The sequence below is a fragment of the Streptomyces hypolithicus genome (assembly GCF_052934925.1).
On the sequence record NZ_CM128811.1, the window covers coordinates 2,784,250 to 2,802,456 of the forward strand.

General features: G+C 70.2%; 25 protein-coding genes. 12 read left to right on the top strand and 13 right to left on the bottom strand.

What is annotated here, in order from left to right:
- The 6 genes from ACU6WZ_RS13120 to ACU6WZ_RS13145 all read left to right on the top strand — a co-directional run bounded on the left by ACU6WZ_RS13120 (nt 1) and on the right by ACU6WZ_RS13145 (nt 4,900).
- Nucleotides 1-414, top strand: a complete 414-nt coding sequence (locus ACU6WZ_RS13120; RefSeq protein WP_447033514.1) for a universal stress protein — start codon at nt 1-3, stop codon at nt 412-414.
- A gap of 90 nt (nt 415-504) precedes the next feature.
- The gene (locus ACU6WZ_RS13125) at nt 505-774 is read left to right on the top strand and encodes an SDR family oxidoreductase (RefSeq protein WP_447034014.1); all 270 of its coding nucleotides are present in this window, start codon (nt 505-507) and stop codon (nt 772-774) included.
- Between the two features lie 247 nt (nt 775-1,021).
- On the top strand, nt 1,022-1,891 hold the full coding sequence (locus ACU6WZ_RS13130) for a DUF4394 domain-containing protein (protein ID WP_447033515.1): 870 nt from the start codon (nt 1,022-1,024) through the stop codon (nt 1,889-1,891).
- A 259-nt stretch (nt 1,892-2,150) separates the two neighbouring features.
- Nucleotides 2,151-3,293 (top strand): serine/threonine-protein kinase, encoded by a 1,143-nt coding sequence (locus ACU6WZ_RS13135; RefSeq protein WP_514132735.1) that lies wholly within the window; start codon nt 2,151-2,153, stop codon nt 3,291-3,293.
- Between the two features lie 474 nt (nt 3,294-3,767).
- Nucleotides 3,768-4,271: a hemerythrin domain-containing protein gene (locus tag ACU6WZ_RS13140; RefSeq protein WP_447033516.1), complete on the top strand. Its 504-nt coding sequence runs from the start codon at nt 3,768-3,770 to the stop codon at nt 4,269-4,271.
- A gap of 131 nt (nt 4,272-4,402) precedes the next feature.
- Nucleotides 4,403-4,900 (top strand): DUF5949 family protein, encoded by a 498-nt coding sequence (locus ACU6WZ_RS13145; RefSeq protein WP_447033518.1) that lies wholly within the window; start codon nt 4,403-4,405, stop codon nt 4,898-4,900.
- A 208-nt stretch (nt 4,901-5,108) separates the two neighbouring features.
- Here the strand turns inward: ACU6WZ_RS13145 and ACU6WZ_RS13150 are convergent, their stop codons facing one another.
- Entirely contained in the window at nt 5,109-5,504 is a 396-nt protein-coding gene (locus tag ACU6WZ_RS13150) for a rodlin (protein ID WP_447033519.1), read from the bottom strand.
- A gap of 209 nt (nt 5,505-5,713) precedes the next feature.
- On the opposite strand from ACU6WZ_RS13150, the gene ACU6WZ_RS13155 reads away from it, so the two are divergent.
- Entirely contained in the window at nt 5,714-6,109 is a 396-nt protein-coding gene (locus tag ACU6WZ_RS13155; protein ID WP_447033520.1) for a rodlin, read from the top strand.
- 167 nt (nt 6,110-6,276) lie between these two features.
- Here the strand turns inward: ACU6WZ_RS13155 and ACU6WZ_RS13160 are convergent, their stop codons facing one another.
- The 9 genes from ACU6WZ_RS13160 to ACU6WZ_RS13200 form a co-directional block, all read right to left on the bottom strand.
- Entirely contained in the window at nt 6,277-6,591 is a 315-nt protein-coding gene (locus tag ACU6WZ_RS13160; protein ID WP_447033521.1) for a hypothetical protein, read from the bottom strand.
- Nucleotides 6,592-6,838: 247 nt separating this feature from the next.
- On the bottom strand, nt 6,839-7,672 hold the full coding sequence (locus tag ACU6WZ_RS13165) for a chaplin (RefSeq protein WP_447033523.1): 834 nt from the start codon (nt 7,670-7,672) through the stop codon (nt 6,839-6,841).
- 151 nt (nt 7,673-7,823) lie between these two features.
- A complete protein-coding gene (locus ACU6WZ_RS13170; protein WP_447033524.1) occupies nt 7,824-8,057 on the bottom strand; it encodes a chaplin in 234 nt (77 codons plus the stop codon).
- Nucleotides 8,058-8,224: 167 nt separating this feature from the next.
- On the bottom strand, nt 8,225-8,413 hold the full coding sequence (locus ACU6WZ_RS13175; RefSeq protein ID WP_447033526.1) for a hypothetical protein: 189 nt from the start codon (nt 8,411-8,413) through the stop codon (nt 8,225-8,227).
- Between the two features lie 69 nt (nt 8,414-8,482).
- Nucleotides 8,483-9,397, bottom strand: coding sequence for an alpha/beta fold hydrolase (locus ACU6WZ_RS13180; RefSeq protein WP_447033528.1), 915 nt, complete (start codon nt 9,395-9,397; stop codon nt 8,483-8,485).
- Between the two features lie 21 nt (nt 9,398-9,418).
- Nucleotides 9,419-10,684 (bottom strand): beta-ketoacyl-[acyl-carrier-protein] synthase family protein, encoded by a 1,266-nt coding sequence (locus ACU6WZ_RS13185; RefSeq protein ID WP_447033529.1) that lies wholly within the window; start codon nt 10,682-10,684, stop codon nt 9,419-9,421.
- Nucleotides 10,681-10,884 carry an acyl carrier protein gene (locus ACU6WZ_RS13190; RefSeq protein ID WP_447034017.1) on the bottom strand — a complete coding sequence of 68 codons (204 nt, stop codon included), beginning with the start codon at nt 10,882-10,884 and terminating at the stop codon, nt 10,681-10,683. The genes ACU6WZ_RS13185 and ACU6WZ_RS13190 overlap by 4 nt, the downstream gene beginning before the upstream one ends.
- A gap of 180 nt (nt 10,885-11,064) precedes the next feature.
- Entirely contained in the window at nt 11,065-11,463 is a 399-nt protein-coding gene (locus tag ACU6WZ_RS13195; RefSeq protein ID WP_447033530.1) for a VOC family protein, read from the bottom strand.
- Nucleotides 11,464-11,602: 139 nt separating this feature from the next.
- Complete coding sequence (locus tag ACU6WZ_RS13200) at nt 11,603-12,214, bottom strand: DM13 domain-containing protein (protein WP_447033531.1); 612 nt, start codon at nt 12,212-12,214, stop codon at nt 11,603-11,605.
- Nucleotides 12,215-12,533: 319 nt separating this feature from the next.
- On the opposite strand from ACU6WZ_RS13200, the gene ACU6WZ_RS13205 reads away from it, so the two are divergent.
- The 3 genes from ACU6WZ_RS13205 to ACU6WZ_RS13215 all read left to right on the top strand — a co-directional run bounded on the left by ACU6WZ_RS13205 (nt 12,534) and on the right by ACU6WZ_RS13215 (nt 13,477).
- Complete coding sequence (locus tag ACU6WZ_RS13205; protein ID WP_447033533.1) at nt 12,534-12,959, top strand: hypothetical protein; 426 nt, start codon at nt 12,534-12,536, stop codon at nt 12,957-12,959.
- A gap of 62 nt (nt 12,960-13,021) precedes the next feature.
- On the top strand, nt 13,022-13,180 hold the full coding sequence (locus tag ACU6WZ_RS13210) for a hypothetical protein (protein WP_447033535.1): 159 nt from the start codon (nt 13,022-13,024) through the stop codon (nt 13,178-13,180).
- A 51-nt stretch (nt 13,181-13,231) separates the two neighbouring features.
- Complete coding sequence (locus ACU6WZ_RS13215; protein WP_447033536.1) at nt 13,232-13,477, top strand: hypothetical protein; 246 nt, start codon at nt 13,232-13,234, stop codon at nt 13,475-13,477.
- Between the two features lie 248 nt (nt 13,478-13,725).
- On the opposite strand, the gene ACU6WZ_RS13220 is transcribed toward ACU6WZ_RS13215, so the two are convergent.
- The 3 genes from ACU6WZ_RS13220 to ACU6WZ_RS13230 form a co-directional block, all read right to left on the bottom strand.
- Nucleotides 13,726-14,589 carry an ABC transporter permease gene (locus tag ACU6WZ_RS13220; RefSeq protein WP_447033538.1) on the bottom strand — a complete coding sequence of 288 codons (864 nt, stop codon included), beginning with the start codon at nt 14,587-14,589 and terminating at the stop codon, nt 13,726-13,728.
- A complete protein-coding gene (locus ACU6WZ_RS13225) occupies nt 14,586-15,617 on the bottom strand; it encodes an efflux ABC transporter ATPase subunit, DrrA-related (RefSeq protein ID WP_447033540.1) in 1,032 nt (343 codons plus the stop codon). Before ACU6WZ_RS13225 ends, ACU6WZ_RS13220 begins: the two co-directional genes overlap by 4 nt.
- A gap of 114 nt (nt 15,618-15,731) precedes the next feature.
- Nucleotides 15,732-16,244, bottom strand: a complete 513-nt coding sequence (locus ACU6WZ_RS13230; RefSeq protein WP_447033541.1) for a hypothetical protein — start codon at nt 16,242-16,244, stop codon at nt 15,732-15,734.
- Between the two features lie 190 nt (nt 16,245-16,434).
- Between ACU6WZ_RS13230 and ACU6WZ_RS13235 the strand changes: the two genes are divergently transcribed.
- Entirely contained in the window at nt 16,435-17,298 is an 864-nt protein-coding gene (locus ACU6WZ_RS13235) for a hypothetical protein (RefSeq protein ID WP_447033542.1), read from the top strand.
- A gap of 10 nt (nt 17,299-17,308) precedes the next feature.
- Entirely contained in the window at nt 17,309-18,115 is an 807-nt protein-coding gene (locus ACU6WZ_RS13240) for an alpha/beta fold hydrolase (protein WP_447033544.1), read from the top strand.
- Nucleotides 18,116-18,207 lie beyond the last annotated feature (92 nt).

An 18,207-nucleotide genomic window follows, 5' to 3' on the forward strand; every position in this document is an offset into this window, starting at 1 on the left:
ATGTCGGTGGTCCTCGGATACGACGAGTCGCCCGGGGCGGCGCACGCGCTCCGCGTAGCGATCGAGGTGTCGGCCGCGTTCGGCGAACCCCTGGTGCTGGTGTACGGAGCCGCCGCGCCCGGCGGCGTGGGTGAGGAGTACCGCACGCACGAGGAGGCCCTGCGGCAGGCAGGCCGCATCGCACTGGCCCACGCCGTCGAGGCGGCGGACGAGGCGGGCGTACCGACGACCGCCGAAATCGTCGACGAGAAGCCGGCCCAGGCACTGCTCGACGCGGCGGCACGTCATGAGGCACGCGTCATCGTCGTCGGCAGCTGGGGCGAGAGCCCGATGCGCGGCGCGCTGCTGGGATCCACGCCGCACAAGCTGCTGCAGCTCTCGGACATCCCGGTGCTGTGCGTGCCGACCGACTGATCGGGGCCACCGGTCTCTCTGTTGCCGCCGCCACCGCTGCCGGGAGAATGAGCGGCTTGACCCATCGACTCGGGAGAAAGCTGTCATGCGATCGAGTGCCTGACGCGCACGCTCGCCGGTGAGGTCGGGCCCCGGGGGGTACGGGTCGTCGCGCTGCGCCCCAATTTCACGCCCGACACCCACCCGGAGATCGCCGAGAGCCACCCCGAAGCGCTGCGGCCCCTGATCGAGGGCGCCGCGCTGCGCCGGCTGCCCCGGCTGGCGGAGGTCGCCGACACGGCGGCGTTCGTGGCCTCGGACCGCGCGGGCGCGATGACCGGCGCGGTCGTGAACCTCACCTGCGGCGCGATCGTCGACTGACCGGTGTATAGGCTCGCCGCCGTTCCCGCGGTTGGGCGGGCCCCCAGGGGAGAGAGCCGAAGCGACGCCGCCGCCCTCAACGCGTTGGCGAGCGAGGAGGAATAGGCCTTACGAAGGCACCCCGCCTGTCCGTTTATTCTCTGATGTACCAAAGTTGGTGTATTGCGAGCTGATTTCGCGAATGTTCGGTTAGTTTCTGGTCTCGTGACCTGCTGCCAGAGGCAGGTCCGGACCTCGGAGATGCTTGATGCGCAAAGCAGTCCTCACGTCGGCGGCGCTGGCCGCGATGGTGTCCACCCTCGTCCTCGCCGGCAGCGCGAGCGCCGGTTCGCCGACCGAGTCGGAGAGCGGCCGCAACGGGGATCGTCTGGACGTGATCGGCCTGACCAGTGGTCAGCGTCTGGTCCAGTTCAGCACGAACGACCCGACCAACGTCAACCCGCTGGGCAGGGTGTCGGGCCTCAGGCGCGACACCAAGCTGGTCGGCATCGACTACCGGGTACAGAACTCGAAGCTGTACGGCGTCGGTGACAAGGGCGGCATCTACCTCCTCAACACGGACAACGCCAAGGCCACCAAGGTCTCCAAGCTCACCGTCGCGCTGAAGGGCAAGCACTTCGGCGTGGACTTCAACCCGGCGGCCAACCGGCTGCGGGTCATCAGCGACACCGGCCAGAACCTGCGCCACAACATCGACGACGGCATGGCGCCCCTCGGCACCACGGTGGACGGCACCCTCACCAACCCGACGATGCCCCCGACCACGGCCAAGGGCGTGACCGGCGCCGGCTACACGAACAACGACCTGAACGCGGCCACCGCGACCACCCTCTTCGACATCGACACGGTCAACGACCGTGTGTCGATCCAGTCCCCGGCCAACGCCGGAAACCTCGCCCCCACCGGCAACCTCGGCGTCAACGCGGGCCCCTCGGCCGGCTTCGACGTGTACTACTCGGCCAAGAAGTCCACGAACTGCGGCTTCGCGGCCCTCCTGGCCGGCGGCACGTACCGCTTCTACAGCGTGAACCTGCTGGACGGGGAGACCACCTTCAAGGGCACCTTCCCCGACCGCGACCAGGTCGTCGACGTAGCACTGCCGCTCGCCCAGGACTGATCACCCCGAGTCACCCGGAGCCCGGTACCCTGCCGCATCGCGGCGGGGTACCGCTCTGCGGCCGGGGGCCGGGGGCGGCCGTTCATCGTAGGCGAAGGCGTGCGCGCGGCCGGACTTACGGTGGTTTCACGGCGCTTTCAGCGGGCCGGGTGGCGCGCGGGCCGCACCTCATCGGGACCTCACCGGCAAGTCGGCCAGCTCGGTGAAGTAGGTTCAGCGACGGCGGGGTTGTCGGAATTGCAGTGGGGTTGGAGCGCAGGTGCTGGTCGGGGAGAGATACCGCCTGGACACGCCCATCGGGCGGGGTGGCATGGGCGAGGTCTGGCGGGCCACTGACGAGGTGCTGGGCCGGCCCGTCGCCGTGAAGCTGCTGCTCGGGAGCGAGGCCGACACCTCGGCCGCGGCCCGATTCCGCCTTGAGGCCCAGACCGCCGCGCGGCTCAGCCACCCGCACCTGGTGGCGGTGTTCGACTTCGGCGCGTGGCAGGACCGCTTCTACCTGGTGATGGAACTCGTCGAGGGCACCAGTCTCGCCCAGGACCTGCTCGCCGAGGGCGCGCTGGGCGCCGACCGGGTCGCCCGCATCGCCGCTCAGGCCTCCGCCGGGCTGGCCGCCGCGCACCGCCAGGGCGTCGTGCACCGGGACATCAAGCCCGGCAACCTGATGACGAGTTTCGACGGTACGGTCAAGATCGCGGACTTCGGCATCGCTCAGTTCATCGACGACCCCGGCGCCGCCCTCACCACCGCCGGGCAGATCGTCGGCACCAGCCTCTACCTGGCCCCCGAGCGCGCGCTGGGCCGGCCGGCCGGGCCCGCGTCCGACATGTACTCCCTCGGCTGCGTGCTCTACCAGTTGCTCGCGGGCCGCCCCCCGTTCCAGTCCGACACCGCGACCGGCACGATCTACCAGCACGTCGACGCGGCCCCGATGCCGCCGCGTCAGCTCGGCGTGGACGTGCCGGGCCCCTTCGAGGCGTATCTGCTGAGGCTGCTCGCCAAGCAGCCAGCGGACCGGCCGACGGCCGACCAGGCCGCCGAATGGTTCCGCCAGGACAGCAACTGGCGCGGCCGGCCCCAGCCGCTGCCCCGGCCGCTGCCCCGCGCGGCGCGGCCGGTCGACGGCCCCGTGCGGCCCACGCCCCGGCCCGCCGCCGTCCACGCGCTCCCGGCCAACCGGGCACCCGGTCTCGCTGCCCGGCCCGCCTCGCGCCGCCGGGCGGCGCCCAGCCCACGGGCCAGTACCCGCGTCTTCGTACGCCGCAGGCCGCGCGTCGCCAGTGCGATCGCCGGTGCCATCGCCTTCCTGGCCGCCGTACTCGTCGGCATGGCGTGGCTGTCCCCCGAACCGAGCTCGGCCGGCACCCCCGGCCCCGGCGAGAGCCCCGGCGCCACCCCCTAGCTTGAGATTTAACCTCGCCGCTCGAACACGACCGCAAGTCGGCTTCACGGAACCAGCATGCGCACCGTTTGTCCCGACTTGCTTAGATTTCCGACTGTGCTGCGGAGCCTGCTCGTGCGGCAGGAAGGGCTGGTCGGAGCTGTTCGAATCCGGAGGTTAAATCTCAAGCTAGGTCGTGTTTCAGAAGTCCCGTCTGTCTCGCGTGGTCTGGCACTTCCCCAAGGTCTCGGCTCCGCTCGACCAGGGGAGACCCCATCCTCGCCGCGTTGCCGAAATGCCCTAGTAGCTCCGCTACGAGACCGTCCCGGCGCCTTGCGATCGCACGCACCAGACCACGCGAGACCCGCCCTCCGGGCGGACGTCGCTACTTCTAGAACACTCCCTGGCCAAGGGGTGCGGCGCCAGGGGTGCGGCCCGGATTACTGGGCAGACGGTGGGCAGCGGATACCCACAAATACACAGGAGGCGGACAGCATGGCGCAGAGCAGCGGAACCGACGTGGTGGCACTGATCCTGGACGACCACCGGCGCATGGAGGACCTGTTCCACGCGATGCGCAGCGTCGAGGCGGACCGGGCAGCCGCGCTGCGCGAGTTCGCGGACCTGCTCATCGCCCACGGTGAGGCCGAGGAGGCGGAGGTCTACCCGGCGCTGCGCCGCTACCGGAAGGTCGACAACGAAGAGGTCGACCACGGCAAGGAGGAGCACACCGAGGGAAACAAGGCCCTGGCCGCCCTGCTGGAGGTGTCCGAGGTCGGTTCGGACGAGTGGGACGAGAAGCTGGAGGCGCTGTCCGAAGCCGTCACCCATCACCTGGACGAGGAAGAGCGTTCCATCCTCAACAGCGCCAGGGAACTCGTCACGGACGAGCGGCGTGCGGAACTGGCCGAAGCGTTCAACCGGGAACGCGGGCGCCTGCTGGAAACCGGGTGCGGAAGTCTGGAGAACGTACGCAAGGTCATCGCGAACGCGGAGTGAGCCGGGCGTGGGCGCGGAGTGAGCGGGGAGTGAGCGCGCTCCTCGTACGAGGTATTGCGCACGGCGCTGTTAGCCCTTCCGGGTGAGTTATGGGCGGGCGCACCCGCTTTGGGCAATTAGGGTCCCGACGTATGACCTCACAGACCACTGAAACGCCGTTCGAACAGAGCCACTTGGGCACCATCTCGGTCATCGCCTGGGCCGGGGAGAACATCGACGACGGCCGCGACATGGCGTTCCTGCTCGCCTATTCGCTTGGCGACGGATCAGCCGGCCCCGAAGCCGGCGAGAGGGCCGTACGGCACCTCCTGGACCAGACCGGCCTTCCGGTGGGCGCCGGAGTGGTGGACGGCTCCCGGTCCAAGTTCCCGGTGACGGTGCTGCTGGCGAGCGGCAGCGCCTCGCTGACGATGCCGAGCCTGAAGGTCCAGTGCCTCGTGCCGGACGAGTGGACCGCCGCGGCCATCAAGCGGGGGCACGTGCACTTCCTCTTCACGACCCGCCCCTGGCCCAAGGGCGCCCCCGGCGTCCCGGTCGAGGCCGATGACCTGAAGGCCTTCGTCAGCGACGAGGAGGTACTGGGGGCGTCCGCCCACTGCGTCATTCCGGTGACCACGCTGCGGAAGTAACCCGCACGAGGCCTCCGCACCGTCCACGCCCACACCCCCCACAGCCTTCAGGCCCCGCAGATGAGAAGTCATCTGCGGGGCCTGAAGGTTGTGGTCGGGGGTGGAAAGAGCGGCTGGTCTCTCCGTCACGCCCCGACCAGGGCGTCGACCCGGATCACCGCCAAGGAGGTGGTGCGGCGACCCGAGTCTCCGCTGCCTTCGCGACGGGTCAGTCGTTCACCGCGCCGTTGCCCGCGAGGAGGTTGTCCAGGACGTGCGAGAGCGTCTCGTCGCCCTTGACCTGGCTGGAGTTCTCCACGCACTGCTGGTTCTGCGGGTTGGACAGGATGTCCTGAACACCGACGTTGACGAGGCCGACAACGTTCTGGATGTTCTTCACCGGGACGGCGATGCAGGGCTTGTTGAACGAGCCCTGGATGAGCGACAGCTGCGGGCTCATGTCGCCGTGCGTGGTGGCGTTGCCGTAGATCTGCGAGGCTCCGTTGCCACTCGCTGCTGCGTGCTCGCGGTCGTCGCCGGCCGCCATCGCCTGCGGGGCGGCCGCGGCACCGAGGCCCATGACGGAGACGGCGACGGCAGCGGTAGCCATGACCTTCTTGACCACTTTTCCCTCTTCCCATGTCGTACCCCGAGGTGAGGCTCACTGACCAACTCCGCAACGGTGGGTTGGTTCTCCTGTGTCACCCATTTGGCCGCGCAGGATCGGATCGAAGGGGCCTTGCATACCATTCGGGTGAATCGGCGCAACCAATCTTCATCTCGAAAGTGAGCCTGATCGCAGAACCCTGAGTTTCGGACTAACAAGGAAATCAAATGCTCAAGAAGATGATGACGACGGCGGCGGTCGCTGCCTCTGTAGTCGGGTTCGGCGCTGCCGGAGCCGGTCAGGCCATCGCAGCCGGCGACGACTCGGCCAACCTCGCCGCGAGCGGCAACGGTTCGAAGCAGGCGTACGGTAACGCCACCACCCACGGTGACCAGAGCCCGCAGCTGTCCATCGTCCAGGGCTCGCTCAACAAGCCGTGCGTCACCGTCCCGATCAAGAACATCCAGAACGTTGTCGGCCTCGTCAACGTCGGTGTTCAGGACATCCTGTCCAACCCGCAGAACCAGCAGTGCGTGGAGAACTCCAGCCAGGTCAAGGGCGACGAGACGCTCTCGCACCTCCTGGACAACGCCATCGCCGGCAACGGCGCGGACAACGACTGACGCTGATCGCGTTCACACAGCAGTGCGCCCCCTACGCAGGTCGGGGGCGCACTGCTGTGTGTGGCGGTTGTGTGTTGGGCGGCGGCCGGTCGCGTTCCTGCCCGGTACGGCAGAAGACCGGTACACACATCTTCGGTGTACGTACCGGCCTCGGGCGCGGGGCTTCGTCAGCCGCCGAGCGGCATGCCACCGACCAGCGGAGCGGCGGCCTCCGCGGTGTCCACCGCGCCGCTCAGCAGACGCGAAGGGTCGCCTTCCCGCGCCTCGTTGACGGCCTGGGTGGTCTCGCTCGCCGCCTTCAGCAGGGGCTGGACGGTGGAGTCGACAGGCTGCGTACGGTTGAGGGCGTCCGCCAGTTGCTGAACACCCGAGTTCAGGCTCATCGAGTGCTCGGCGGCCCCCGCCGGCGACGCCGCTCCGGCGGCAGCTCCCGCGGCGATCATCGAAACGGCAAGGGCCGAGGCGGCCTTCATGTACTTCATTTCAGTAATCCCTCTTCGTGCTGGCGTAAATCCGCGGACTACGAATTTTGTGACCGTGAGATTCTGGCGGTGCTGTTCCGTGCCACTTACGTCAGGACTAACGAAACCCTGCGCGCAGAGAAACTGAACCCGTACACCGTTCTTGGCGATTCACTCGTATGCCGGGGCGCGAAAACACGGTCGAACATGATGGCGGGGCGGACTCCGTGGAGCCCGCCCCGCCTTCGGTCCGTCCGGCCGTTTCGGCTCAGACCTTCGCGGCCTTGGTACGCCGGAACAGCAGCACGCCGCCGCCGATCAGCGCGGCGCTGAGCGCGGCGGCCACGCCGAGGTCATCGGCGCCGGTGTGGGCGAGGGCGGGCGCGCCCTCGATGCCGCGGGGCGCCTGGGCCGGCAGCTCGACCGCGGCCGGCGTCACCACCTCGGCCACGCGCGGGGGCGTCTGGGGCTGGTGCGCGGGCTGCTCTGCCGGGACGACGCCGGGGGCCTGCGGCTCCTCGGCCGGCTGCTCGACCGGGCGCGGCTTGGACGGGGTCTTCCCAGGACCGGCCGGGCCCCCGGGCTTCGACCCGCCCGGCTCGTCGCACTCGGGGGGCTGCTCGTGACCGGGCGTCTCGTGCCCGGGCTGCTCGTGCCCGGGCTGCTCGTGCCCGGGCTGCTCGTGCCCGGGCTGCTCGCCGGCCGGAGGCTTCCCGCCGGACGGCTCCTCGCCGGGGTGCTCGTGTCCGGGCGGCTCCTGCCCGGGGTGCCCGCCACCGGGGTTCCCACCGCCGGGGTGTCCCCCACCGGGGTGCCCGCCGCCCGGGCGCTCGTGGCCCGGACGGTCGTGGCCCGGCGACTTCTTGGACGACGAGACGTTGGCGCACTCGTTGCCAAAGGCCGGGTTCAGGAAGGCGACGACGTTGACCGTGTTGCCACAGACGTTCACCGGGACGTGTACGGGAGCCTGGACGTTGTTGCCGGACAGTACGCCCGGCGAGTTGGAAGCCTGCCCGGCAGCTCCGGCATCCGCGTGGGCGGAACCACCGGACATGGCGAGGAGACCGGACGCGGCAGCCGCCGCGAAAACGCCCCTGCTCAAAACCTGTCGCACTTTGCCGATCCCTGTCTTTCGTGCGGGCGGGTGAGCCGATGTGCCCACACGCGATGAGGAGATTGAGATGGCCCCCGGGCGCATGGCATGCGCTCAGGGGCCATCCAGGACCCGAACACCTATCGGTTCGGACGGAGAACTACTTGTTGATGCAGACGTTGCCGAAGGCCGGGTTCAGCAGGCCGACCACGTTGATCGTGTTGCCGCAGATATTCACCGGAATGTGGATCGGGACCTGCACGCTGTTCCCGGAGATGACGCCGGGGGAGTTCGTGGTGACGCCGGAAGCCTCGGAATCGGCAAGGGCCGGGGAGGCGACACCGACGGCCAGGAGCGAACCGGCGACGAATGCGGCGCTCTTCATGTACTTCACTTTAAAAACCTTTCCGGCGGCGACATCCTACACAGCCACGTCCTTCGCACTGCACGAGTCCGTTTTCTTCACGCCCGTAGCGTCGCCGTCGCATCGGTAACGATCTGCTGCCACCGAAGAAACTCAATAGAAGACATCGTCACCCGAACGCCTGATGCCGGTCGGTCTCAGGACTCGATCATCTTGTCCAGGTCTTTGAAGCTCCCGTCCCCGATATCGGGGAGGTCGAGCGGGAGCGGGGCCAGATTGCTGAGGTCGGCGTCGTTCGCCTGAGCCGGTGCGGCGATTCCCGCGAAAGCCGCTGCCAGGCCGGCGATCAGTGAGGCGGCCGCGGTCACGCTGTGCTTCTTCGTCATCCTCGTCATCCTCATGCTCTGCCAACGGCGGACATCGGGCGGAGGTCACGCGAGCCAGCCGGCTCGCCGTCACGCCGGGCTGTGGTCGGGCGTACGTTCTTGGCGCGGGACCACGTTCAGGTACCCGGCCGACGAAAGTGGCCGGTCGGTGAAGAACCGCAGCGCGAGGTCGGCGACCTCTTCGGCCTTCTCCAGTACGACCCAGTGGTCGGCGTCCCGGATGGTGGTGAACCGGCTGCCCTCGATCGTGGCCGCGAAGGCGCGCTGCACCTCCGCAGACGTGACCGTGTCGTGCTCCCCCGTGAAGACCAGCGCCGGGACGCCCGACAGGCCGCCCGAGAAGTCCGGCCGGTCACCGAGCGAGCGGTGCACCGAGTCCGCCGCGTGGGGGGAGTGCGTGACGGCGAGCAGCATGGAGCGCCTGACGTACCGGTACGCCAGATCTCTGCGGGCCACGTGCCGGTCGGGGTCCAGGCACATCAGGGCCTCCGTGACCAGGGTCGCGAAGCCGCCGGTGTCCCCCGCTGCCAGCCGGTCGGTGGCCCGCCGCCAGTGCGCCCGCTGGGCATCGCTGATGTGCGCGGGTACGCCTCCCAGCACCAGCCGCGCGACCCGTCCGGGGTCGCGCTGGGCGCAGCGGAAGGCGAGCGCGGCGCCGTACGAGAAGCCGAAGAGGTTGACGCGGGGTACGCCGAGGTCGTCGATGATCCGGGTGACGGCGGCGCACAGGATGTCGGCGCTCGGTCCCGGCGGCAGCGGGTCGGCGGTTCCCATGCCGGGCAGGTCCGCGGTGACTACGTCCGCGACGGGGCCCAGCCGGCCCTCCATCTGGGGCCAGCCGAGCATCCCCTGCAACGCGCCGCCGAGGACGACCACCGGTTCGGTGAGGGGGGCGCCGGTCCGGGAGAGCAGACGGTAGGAGTAGCCCAGCCCGTTCACCGACAGGGACCGGACGGTTTCCTCTGCCTGGACTTCCTCGGGCATGCTGCTGGCTCCTTCTCGACGTCAGTGACGGGTGAGCACGAGCGCGGCGTTGTGGCCGCCGAATCCGAGCGACGTCTTCACGGCGGCGTCGAACGTCGCGGGCCGGGCGGCCTTGGCGACCACCTCGACCGGCACGCGCGGGTCGAGCGACTCCAGGTTGGCCGTCGGGGGGACCAGCTGGTGTTGCAGGGCGAGCACGGTCAGGGCGGTCTCGATCCCGCCGGCCGCGCCCAGGGTGTGCCCGGTCATGGCCTTGGTGGAGGTCACGAGGGGGCCGGGGCCGAGGAGGCGGTCCAGCATGGTCGCCTCGATGAGGTCGTTGAAGACGGTCGAGGTGCCGTGCGCGTTGACGTGGCCGATGTCGGACGGGGAGAGGTCCGCGTCGGCCAGGGCGGTGCGCAGGGCGCTCTCGATGCCCTTGCCCTCGGGGTCGGGGGCGACGGCGGAGTACGAGTCGCTGGAGGCGCCGTACCCGGCGATGCCCGCCCGGATCCGGGCGCCCCGGGCGGCCGCGTGCTCGGGGTGTTCCATCACCAGCAGCCCGGCGCCCTCGCCGACGACGAACCCGTCGCGGTCGGCGTCGAAGGGGCGGCAGGCCGAGGCCGGGTCGTCGCGGCGGGTGGACACCGCCCGCATCTGGCAGGCGCTGGCGATGAGGAGCCGCGAGCAGACCGACTCGGCGCCGCCCGCCACGGCGATGTCGCAGACCCCGGCGCGCAGCAGCTGGTGGGCGGTGCCGATGGCGACGGTGCCCGATGAGCAGGCGGTGGAGACGGCCAGGCTGGGGCCGCGCACGCCGAGGTCCATGCAGACGCTGCTGGCCGCGCTGTTGACGACGGTCAGCGGGGCGAGCTTGGGCGAGACGCGGCGCGGGCCCTTCGCCGTCAGTGCGGCGTGCTGGCCGTCGTAGAAGGGCAGACCGCCGTGGGCCGACCCGATGACGACCGCGACGCGGCCGCTGTCCCAGACGGCGGGGTCGAGCCCGGCGTCCGCGACGGCCTCGCGCGCGGCCACCACGGCGAGCTGGGCGAAACGGTCCATCAGGCGCTGGGTCGCCACCCCGAGCACCTGTGCGGTGTCCAGGTCGTCCGCGCCGACGGTGTACATGAAGTCGCAGGGCAGGTCGCGGAGTTCCTCCTGCGGTCCGACGGACGTGGGGGCCGTGCTGCGGGTGACATTGCGCCACACCGCGTCGGTCCCCACGCCTGCCGCCGTGACCAGGCCGAGCCCGGTCACCGCCGCCGTGAAGGGCGGCTGCCGGCGCGAGTGCGCCGTCGGCCCGGTCACCCGGCTGTCTTGCTGTGCACGAGTGCGACCAGCTGGCCCACGGTGTCTCGTGAGGTCAGCGAGGCGTCCTCCAGGTCGATGTCCAGCTGGTCCTCGATGAGGATGCGGAACTCCTCCAGCGCGAGGGAATCCATGCGGAGTTCGTAGAGGGGAATCTCGGGACGGACAGCTGCTGGATCGACTCCGAAATTCTGCACCATCAGTGTGCTCACGGCTTCTGTCGCACTGGCCACTCGTCGCTCCTCCGAGTTCGTCCGGCAACCTTTATACGCGGCCTACCGGACGGGGCCCTACACCGTTCCCCCGATGTAATGACGGATAGTGCGTACGTACGGAAATCAGCTTCCGGGAGCGGGAGTTCGGCCGGTGCGGTGCGTGAGCTACGAACTCTCCTCGCTGCCGCTGCCGTACGGGCGGGTGATCGCCTCCAGGGCGTGCCCGGCCGGGTCGATGAAGTAGATGCCCCGGCCTCCGTCGTTGTGGTTGATCTCGCCCGGCTGCTTGCGGTGGGGATCGGCGAAGTAAGTGACCCCGCGGTCCCGGATGCGCCGGTAGATGCCGTCGAATTCCCGCTCGGTGACGAGGAACGCGTAGTGCTGGACCGAAATCGACTCCGCGCCGACCGTGGCGAAGTCGAGGGTGACACCGTTGCTGAGTTCGACGGCGACGAACGGGCCCCATTCTTCGCCCACTTCGAGACCCATGATGTGGGCGAAGAACTCCGCTGATTCCCGGTTGTCCAGGGAGTGCACGATGGTGTGATTCAGCTGTACGGCCATGGCGGAATGCCTCCGTGGGGCAGACTCACGGGCGCCTCCATGCCTCACCCGGGCGGTGACCGGCACGCGACGCCGCACGGTGATCGTAGTGCGGGGCCTCACGCCCGGCACGTGCTTTCCCGCCGCTGCCGGACAGGTTCTACGCGGGGGCGGTGAGTTTCGCGGCGCCGAAGGAGACGTTGAAGCGGTCGCACCAGATGCTGACGCTGGTGAGGTTCTTCAGGTCGAGGCCGGCCGGGAGGACGTAGTTCTGGTCGCCCTTGTTGCCCTTGAGCTTGCCCAGGCTCACATACCTGCCGTCGTCGAACACGTGCCAGCCGGCCCTGCCCTCCTTGACGGGGGCATCGGTGAGCCAGACGTGCAGGTCCGGGCCGTTGCTGGTGTCGAGATTCTCCAGGCGCAGGGTGTGGGAGCCGTCGGGGAGGCGCAGGATCTTCGCGGTGCCGCTGGTGCCGTGCTCGTGGCTGATCAGGCTGCCGGAGGCGAGGGTCCGCAGCGCGGGCGGCGCGGCGGGCGTCTCGGATTCGGTGGCCGGGGCGGTCGACGCTTCGGCCGCGGGGGACGGGGGCGGGGTGGACGCCGGGGGCGGGGTGGTGGGGAGTGCGGTGGTGGGCAGTGCGTCCTGCACAGTGTCGTCCACCCAGATTTTCCACGGCTGGAACCAGTACAGACCCACGCCGACCGCCAGTACTCCGGCGAGCAGCACCCCGACGATAACGGGCTTACGGAATATGCGCCTCATGGAGGTCATTCAATGCCCCGGGGCCGACGCCGGCCCGGGATTCCGGATGACGAAAGTGTTACGGCCTGGTGCGCGCGATAGGGGGCGGATCAGCCCGCGGCGTCGGATGCGGTGCATCGCAAGGCGGCGGAGCGTCCTCATAGCGGAGGTATCAGGGCGTTTCGCCAACGCGGCGAGGTGCCGTAGCCGGCGTCGCGGGCCCGTCCCCTATCGCGCACCAGGCCGTAACGGCGCAGCGCGGGGTGCCGGCGGGTGCATCGCTGGTCCGGTGGAGGGACTTGGCGCTCGTACGGCATAGGAACCGGCTCGTACGTGGGACGAGAGCCACATGCCTGCCTCGTGCTGCCCCGTCCCGCGCGCGGTGCGCCGCGGCGCGCCGACTGTGCTGGTGGTGCTCACGGTGTTTCTCGCCGTGGTCACCGGTGCGGTGCTGGGCGGGAGCGGCTGCCTGACGGGGCGGACGGCGACGGCCCCGGCCGTGGAAGTGGCGGGCGGGGGTGTCGGCGGGGTTACCGGCGGGGGTGCGGGTGGCGCCGAGGGGCAGCCTTCGGATGCCGCCGACAGCGAGGTGCGCGGGGCGGGGGAGAGCACGCGGGGCGGGCGTGGCCGGGCGCGGGTCGGGAGTGGCAGCAGGGGGCGCGCGGCCGGTGCGGTGACGTCGTACCGGCGTACGCCGATCTCGCAGCGGGTGGCCGGGCCGCGGGGCGGGGTGGCGCCGGTGACTGCGGTGCGCGGGGTGGTGCTGCGCTGCTGAGGGGGCCGGTGCTCCGTACGCCCGTGCTCAACAACGCTCCCCTCGGCGTAAGGACGTTCGTCATGCCCATCGACCCCTTCGCGGCCCTGAACGCCATGCTGCGCGCCCAAGCCGCCCGCTCGTCCGGGGCGGCCGTAGCCGCCGACCCGCCCGCCGAGCGGCACGAGTCGCAGCCGTCCGAACCGGACGACGAGGACCCGGCGTTCACCCGGGGCAGCTGACGGCACTCGCGGCATTGGCGGGGGCACAGCGGCCTTCACTACGATGCTGCGATGGGTGAACACAGCACCGACTCCCCCGCGTACGTGCGCTTCCAGGGCGCCGTCGCCCGGGGCGGCGGCGGCTTTCCCAGGGTGTTCGGGCTCGTGAACAACCTGGCGCGGGCCGGAAAGCTGACCGCCGGGCAGGAGGCGTTCAGGCGGGCCGGGAACGACTGGTACGACGCTGCGTACACCGATCCCAGCACCGTCGATCCGACCGTCTACGACGCACGCGTCAACCCCGGCGCGGCCGCCTAAGACAGACCGGCAATGGGGGTGCGGCGTCGCGGTGTGGGGGCACGCACCTCGCCCCCATTGCCGGTCGGTCTGATTCAAGGCGGCCGGCGCCGGGGAGCTGATCGCGCGTATGGACGGGTACCTGGAGATCCTCACCGCCCACGGCGTCGGGTGGCGGCTGGTGCGGTCGGACGATCCGGGGCGCGTCGTCTACGAGGACGCGCACCAGATCGTCGTCGTGCCGTACGTCCCGGCGCGCACGCCCAGCCCTACTTGCGGTTGTAGAGCCGCATGGTGACCGTGCCGAAGACCACGAGCAGCAGCGCCGACCAGCCGAACGACCAGGCGATGTCCGCCATCGGCCAGTTGCCCGCCATCAAGTCCCTTACCGCCGAAGCCACATGTGTCACCGGGCTGTTGTTGACGAACGCCTGCAGCCAGCCCGGCATCGTCTTCGGGTCCACGAAGACATTGCTCAGGAACGTCAGCGGGAAGATCACCATCATGCTGACGCCCATGACCGACTTCTCGGTGCGCAGGAGCAGGCCGAACATCGTCCAGACCCACGAGAACGCGAACGAGAAGACCATCAGCAGCGCCACGCCCAGAAGGAGGCCGAGCACGCCGCCGTCCGCCCGGTAGCCGATGATCATGCCGACGGCCAGCATCACGACGGAAGCGATCAGATAGCGGATCACATCGCCGAGCAGGTAACCGACCATCGGCGCCGGACGCCAGATCGGGAGCGTACGGAAGCGGTCGAAGACTCCCTTGGTGATGTCGTTGTTGACCGCGACGCCCGTGTACATGGTGATCATCACGATGCTCATGGTGAGGATGCCGGGCAGCAGGAACTGGATGTACTCCGAGACCGATCCGGCCAGCGCCCCTCCGAAGAGGTACGTGTACATCAGAACCATCATGATCGGGAAGGCCGTCACGTCGAAGAGCTGCTCCGGCACATGCTTGATCTTGAGCATGGCGCGCCAGCCGAACGTGAGGGAAGCCGACAGCGCGCTCGGGCGCGCCGGCCGGTCCTTGGCCACGAGCAGCGCGGCGAGCTCCTCGGCCTTCGGGGCTTCGAGAGTGAGTTCGTCGAGACCCTTGTCCTTGGTCGAGACGGTCGTCGTCATGCCCTCACCCCTGTCGTCCCGGTGCTCATCGCTTCGTCCGTCCTGACGCCGCTCTGCACGCGGCCGTCCGTCAGGGCCAGGAAGACCTCGTCGAGGCTGGGCTGGCCCAGTGCGAAGTTGTCCACCGTGATCCCCGACGCGGCGAGTTCGGCCAGCGCCCGCGCCGCCTTCTCCGCCGCGCCCTGGTCGCCCGCGTGCCCGCCCACCGTCGCCGTCAGGGCGACGGGGTCGGCGTCGAGCTGCACGGCCGCGTTCAGGGCCCTGGTCAGGACGCGCTCCGCTTCCGGACGCTGGGCCGCGTCCCGCAGCCGCAGGTGCACGGAGCCGGATCCGACCGACGCCTTGAGCTCGCCCTTCGTACCCTCGGCGATGACCTTGCCCTGGTCGATCACCGCGATGCGCGACGCCAGGTGGTCCGCCTCGTCGAGGTACTGCGTCGTCAGCAGCACCGTCGTGCCCTGCGCCACCACCGCCCGCACGATGTCCCACACCTGGTTGCGGCTGCGGGGGTCGAGGCCGGTGGTCGGCTCGTCGAGGAAGAGCAGGTCGGGGGTGTTGAGGATGCTCGCCGCGATGTCGATACGGCGCCGCATGCCGCCCGAGTAGTTCTTGACCTGCCGGTCGGACGCCTCCGCCAGCCCGAACGCCTCCAGCAGCTGGCCCGACCTAATGCGTGCGGCGCGCTTGGAGTGGCCGAGGAGGCGGCCGAGGAGTACCAGGTTCTCGGTGCCGGTCAGGTCCTCGTCGACCGACGCGTACTGCCCGGTGAGGCTGACCCTCGACCGCACCGCGTCGGCTTCCCGCACCACGTCCTTGCCGAAGACGTGCGCCTGCCCGCCGTCGGGGCGCAGCAGGGTCGCCAGCATCTTCACCGCGGTGGTCTTGCCGGCGCCGTTGGGGCCGAGCACGCCGTACACCGTGCCGGCCGGGACGGCCAGGTCGATGCCGTCCACGGCACGGTTCTCGCCGAACACCTTGACCAGGCCGGCCGTCTCGATGGCCAGATCTCGGCCGGGTTGTGCATTCATCGTCTTCCGCCCCTCCGGGGGGGTCGCCGGATCATTCCTCCAGTGTTGACCGCCCCGGCCGCCGGAAGTAATCGTTCTTTGGCCCTACAGCTCAAGGCCACACCCTCAGCCGGCTCACTCCCGGGTGTAGAAGACGTAGAACGCGGTGATGCCCGTGCCCGCCGCCAGTGCCACTCCCAGGCCCACGGAGCGCAGGACGCTGACGTCGGACAGGCTGTGCAGGAATCCCGTCGCGATGCCGGCGAGTGCGGCGTACGCGGCGGCGCGGACCAGGGGGATGAGGGCGTACTGCGCCCGGCCCAGCAGGAAGCACAGGCCGGCCAGGACGAGGCCGCAGATCACGCCGGTCAGGACGTCCCAGCCGTTGAGGGAGCCGCCTTCGCGGGTCAGGAACGCCGCGATGATCCCGTACACCAGGCCGAGGGTCGCCGGGATGGTGCCCGGGTGCCGCCGGACCGGGCCGGTGCGCCAGGACGGGCGTCCGGCCGGTTGGGCGGCGCCGGCGGGCTCCGACGTACGGGCGGGCCCCGTCGTACCGGATGGTTCGGTCGTACGGGGAGGGTCGGTCGTCCCGGCAGGGTCCGTCCGCCCGGGCCGCCCGGACGGCGTCGCCGCTTGTGCTGCCATCGCAGTTTTCCTTCCGCCGCACGCACCCCACCCTCCTCACCAGGTCACACCCGGGGCAGTGGTCGGCAAGTGGATCTAGGAGGCCGACCCCGGCCCTGGCCCAGGCCCCGGTTCAGGCCCAGGCCCAGGCCCAGGCCCAGGTGCAGCAGCAGCGGTCGCGGGTGTCCGGGGAACGGCTTTTCCTGGAGGAATGCGCAGCTACCTCTCGGCGGTACTGATCGTCCTCGTGGCCGTCCTCGTGCCGATGAGCGCCGTCGCCGTCTGGGCCGACCGGGAGATCGGGGACACCGGACGCTATGTGGCGGCGATGGCGCCGCTGGCCGAGGACCCGGCCGTACAGAACGCCGTGGCGCGACGCGTCACCGACGAGGTGACACAGGAGATCGACCTCGGGCCGCTCCAGGAAGGGGCCACGCAGCTCATTGGCGAGGCAGTCGTCTCCTTCACCGGTACGGACGCCTTCCAGCAGACGTGGAACACCGTCAACCGGGCCACGCACGCAGCCTTCAAGGACGCCCTCAACGACGGCAGCGGCAACAAGGTGACCCTCGACCTGGCGCCCGTGGCCGAGGAGGTCAAGCAGCAACTGGTCGCGGACGGGGTGCCGTTCGCCGACCAGATTCCGGTGGAGCCGACGGAGGTCACCGTCCTGGAGTCCGACCGGCTCGGCACCTGGCGCGAGATCTACCGTCTGCTCCAGCTCGGTGGCTTCTGGCTGCCGGTCGCGACCCTGGTCGCGGCGGTGGGCGCGATCCTCCTCGCGCTACGCCGCCTCGGCGCCCTCGCGTGGCTGGGTGTGGCGGTGGCGGTCGGGGCGGTCCTGCTGCTGATCACGGTCGTCGCCGGACGCGGGATCACGCTGGACGACCTGCCTCCGGACCTGGACAGGGCGGCGGCCGGCGCCGTCTACGACGCGCTGACCAGCCCGCTGCGAACCGCGGCCTGGGTGGTGCTGGCGGCCGGCGCGGTGCTCGCGGTGGGGGCGTGGCTGACGGGGCGCCTCCGACGCCGAGGCACGCTTGAACGCCAACCGGCCGGAGTCCGACCGGTCTAAGCTCGTGATCATGGCATCCGCACCGGGTACGCACACCGCGCTCCTCAACGGCATCACCGTCGCCTACACCGACGAAGGCACTGGTGACGCCGGTGACGAGCCCCTCGTCCTCATCCACGGCCATCCCTTCAACCGCACGATGTGGGCGCCGCAGACAGCGGCCTTCTCCGCCACCCACCGGGTGATCGCCCCGGACCTGCGCGGTTACGGCGAGAGCGATGTCGTGCCCGGCGCCACCCCGCTGTCCACCTTCGCCGCCGACATCGAGGCACTCCTGGACCACCTCGGCGTCGAGCGGGCGGTACTCGCCGGTCTCTCCATGGGCGGCCAGATCGTCATGGAGTGCTACCGGCTCTTCCCCGGGCGCATCAGCGGCCTCGTCCTCGCCGACACCTTCCCCGCCGCCGAGACGGACGAGGGCAAGCGGTGGCGCAACACGCTAGCCGACCGGCTGCTGGCCGAGGGGATGCAGGGGTACGCCGACGAGGTGCGGGACAAGATGGTCGCCCCGTACAACGAAGAAGCCTCGGCGTACGTGCACGCCATGATGACCGCCGCCTCCCCGGAAGGCGCGGCGGCCGCCCTGCGCGGGCGGGCGGAGCGGCCCGACTACCGGGACCTGCTGACCCGCGTCACCGTGCCGACTCTGATCGTGGTGGGCCGGGACGACGCGTACACGCCGGTCGCGGACGCCGAGGCGATGCACGCCGCCGTCCCCGGATCGACGCTGACCGTCGTCGAGAAGTCGGCGCACCTGCCGAACCTGGAACGCCCCGAGGTCTTCAACGCCGCGCTGCGGGACCTGCTGGGCCGCTGACACGGGTCGCTGCCCATTCTTTATCCACAGCCTGTGGACAAAGAATGGGCTGAGACAGATTTGCCAACGCGGGCGGGTTTCGGTCTGCTCAG

Bases quoted from the DNA above. Each gene is read 5' to 3' on its own strand.
- ACU6WZ_RS13190 (WP_447034017.1), bottom strand. From the start codon at position 10,884: ATGGTGCAGAATTTCGGAGTCGATCCAGCAGCTGTCCGTCCCGAGATT.
- ACU6WZ_RS13230 (WP_447033541.1), bottom strand. From the start codon at position 16,244: ATGGCAGCACAAGCGGCGACGCCGTCCGGGCGGCCCGGGCGGACGGAC.
- ACU6WZ_RS13215 (WP_447033536.1), top strand. From the start codon at position 13,232: ATGGGTGAACACAGCACCGACTCCCCCGCGTACGTGCGCTTCCAGGGC.
- ACU6WZ_RS13220 (WP_447033538.1), bottom strand. From the start codon at position 14,589: ATGACGACGACCGTCTCGACCAAGGACAAGGGTCTCGACGAACTCACT.
- ACU6WZ_RS13145 (WP_447033518.1), top strand. From the start codon at position 4,403: ATGACCTCACAGACCACTGAAACGCCGTTCGAACAGAGCCACTTGGGC.
- ACU6WZ_RS13160 (WP_447033521.1), bottom strand. From the start codon at position 6,591: ATGAAGTACATGAAGGCCGCCTCGGCCCTTGCCGTTTCGATGATCGCC.
- ACU6WZ_RS13235 (WP_447033542.1), top strand. From the start codon at position 16,435: ATGCGCAGCTACCTCTCGGCGGTACTGATCGTCCTCGTGGCCGTCCTC.
- ACU6WZ_RS13210 (WP_447033535.1), top strand. From the start codon at position 13,022: ATGCCCATCGACCCCTTCGCGGCCCTGAACGCCATGCTGCGCGCCCAA.
- ACU6WZ_RS13205 (WP_447033533.1), top strand. From the start codon at position 12,534: ATGCCTGCCTCGTGCTGCCCCGTCCCGCGCGCGGTGCGCCGCGGCGCG.
- ACU6WZ_RS13180 (WP_447033528.1), bottom strand. From the start codon at position 9,397: ATGCCCGAGGAAGTCCAGGCAGAGGAAACCGTCCGGTCCCTGTCGGTG.
- ACU6WZ_RS13225 (WP_447033540.1), bottom strand. From the start codon at position 15,617: ATGAATGCACAACCCGGCCGAGATCTGGCCATCGAGACGGCCGGCCTG.
- ACU6WZ_RS13155 (WP_447033520.1), top strand. From the start codon at position 5,714: ATGCTCAAGAAGATGATGACGACGGCGGCGGTCGCTGCCTCTGTAGTC.
- ACU6WZ_RS13240 (WP_447033544.1), top strand. From the start codon at position 17,309: ATGGCATCCGCACCGGGTACGCACACCGCGCTCCTCAACGGCATCACC.
- ACU6WZ_RS13175 (WP_447033526.1), bottom strand. From the start codon at position 8,413: ATGACGAAGAAGCACAGCGTGACCGCGGCCGCCTCACTGATCGCCGGC.
- ACU6WZ_RS13120 (WP_447033514.1), top strand. From the start codon at position 1: ATGTCGGTGGTCCTCGGATACGACGAGTCGCCCGGGGCGGCGCACGCG.
- ACU6WZ_RS13140 (WP_447033516.1), top strand. From the start codon at position 3,768: ATGGCGCAGAGCAGCGGAACCGACGTGGTGGCACTGATCCTGGACGAC.
- ACU6WZ_RS13200 (WP_447033531.1), bottom strand. From the start codon at position 12,214: ATGACCTCCATGAGGCGCATATTCCGTAAGCCCGTTATCGTCGGGGTG.
- ACU6WZ_RS13130 (WP_447033515.1), top strand. From the start codon at position 1,022: ATGCGCAAAGCAGTCCTCACGTCGGCGGCGCTGGCCGCGATGGTGTCC.
- ACU6WZ_RS13195 (WP_447033530.1), bottom strand. From the start codon at position 11,463: ATGGCCGTACAGCTGAATCACACCATCGTGCACTCCCTGGACAACCGG.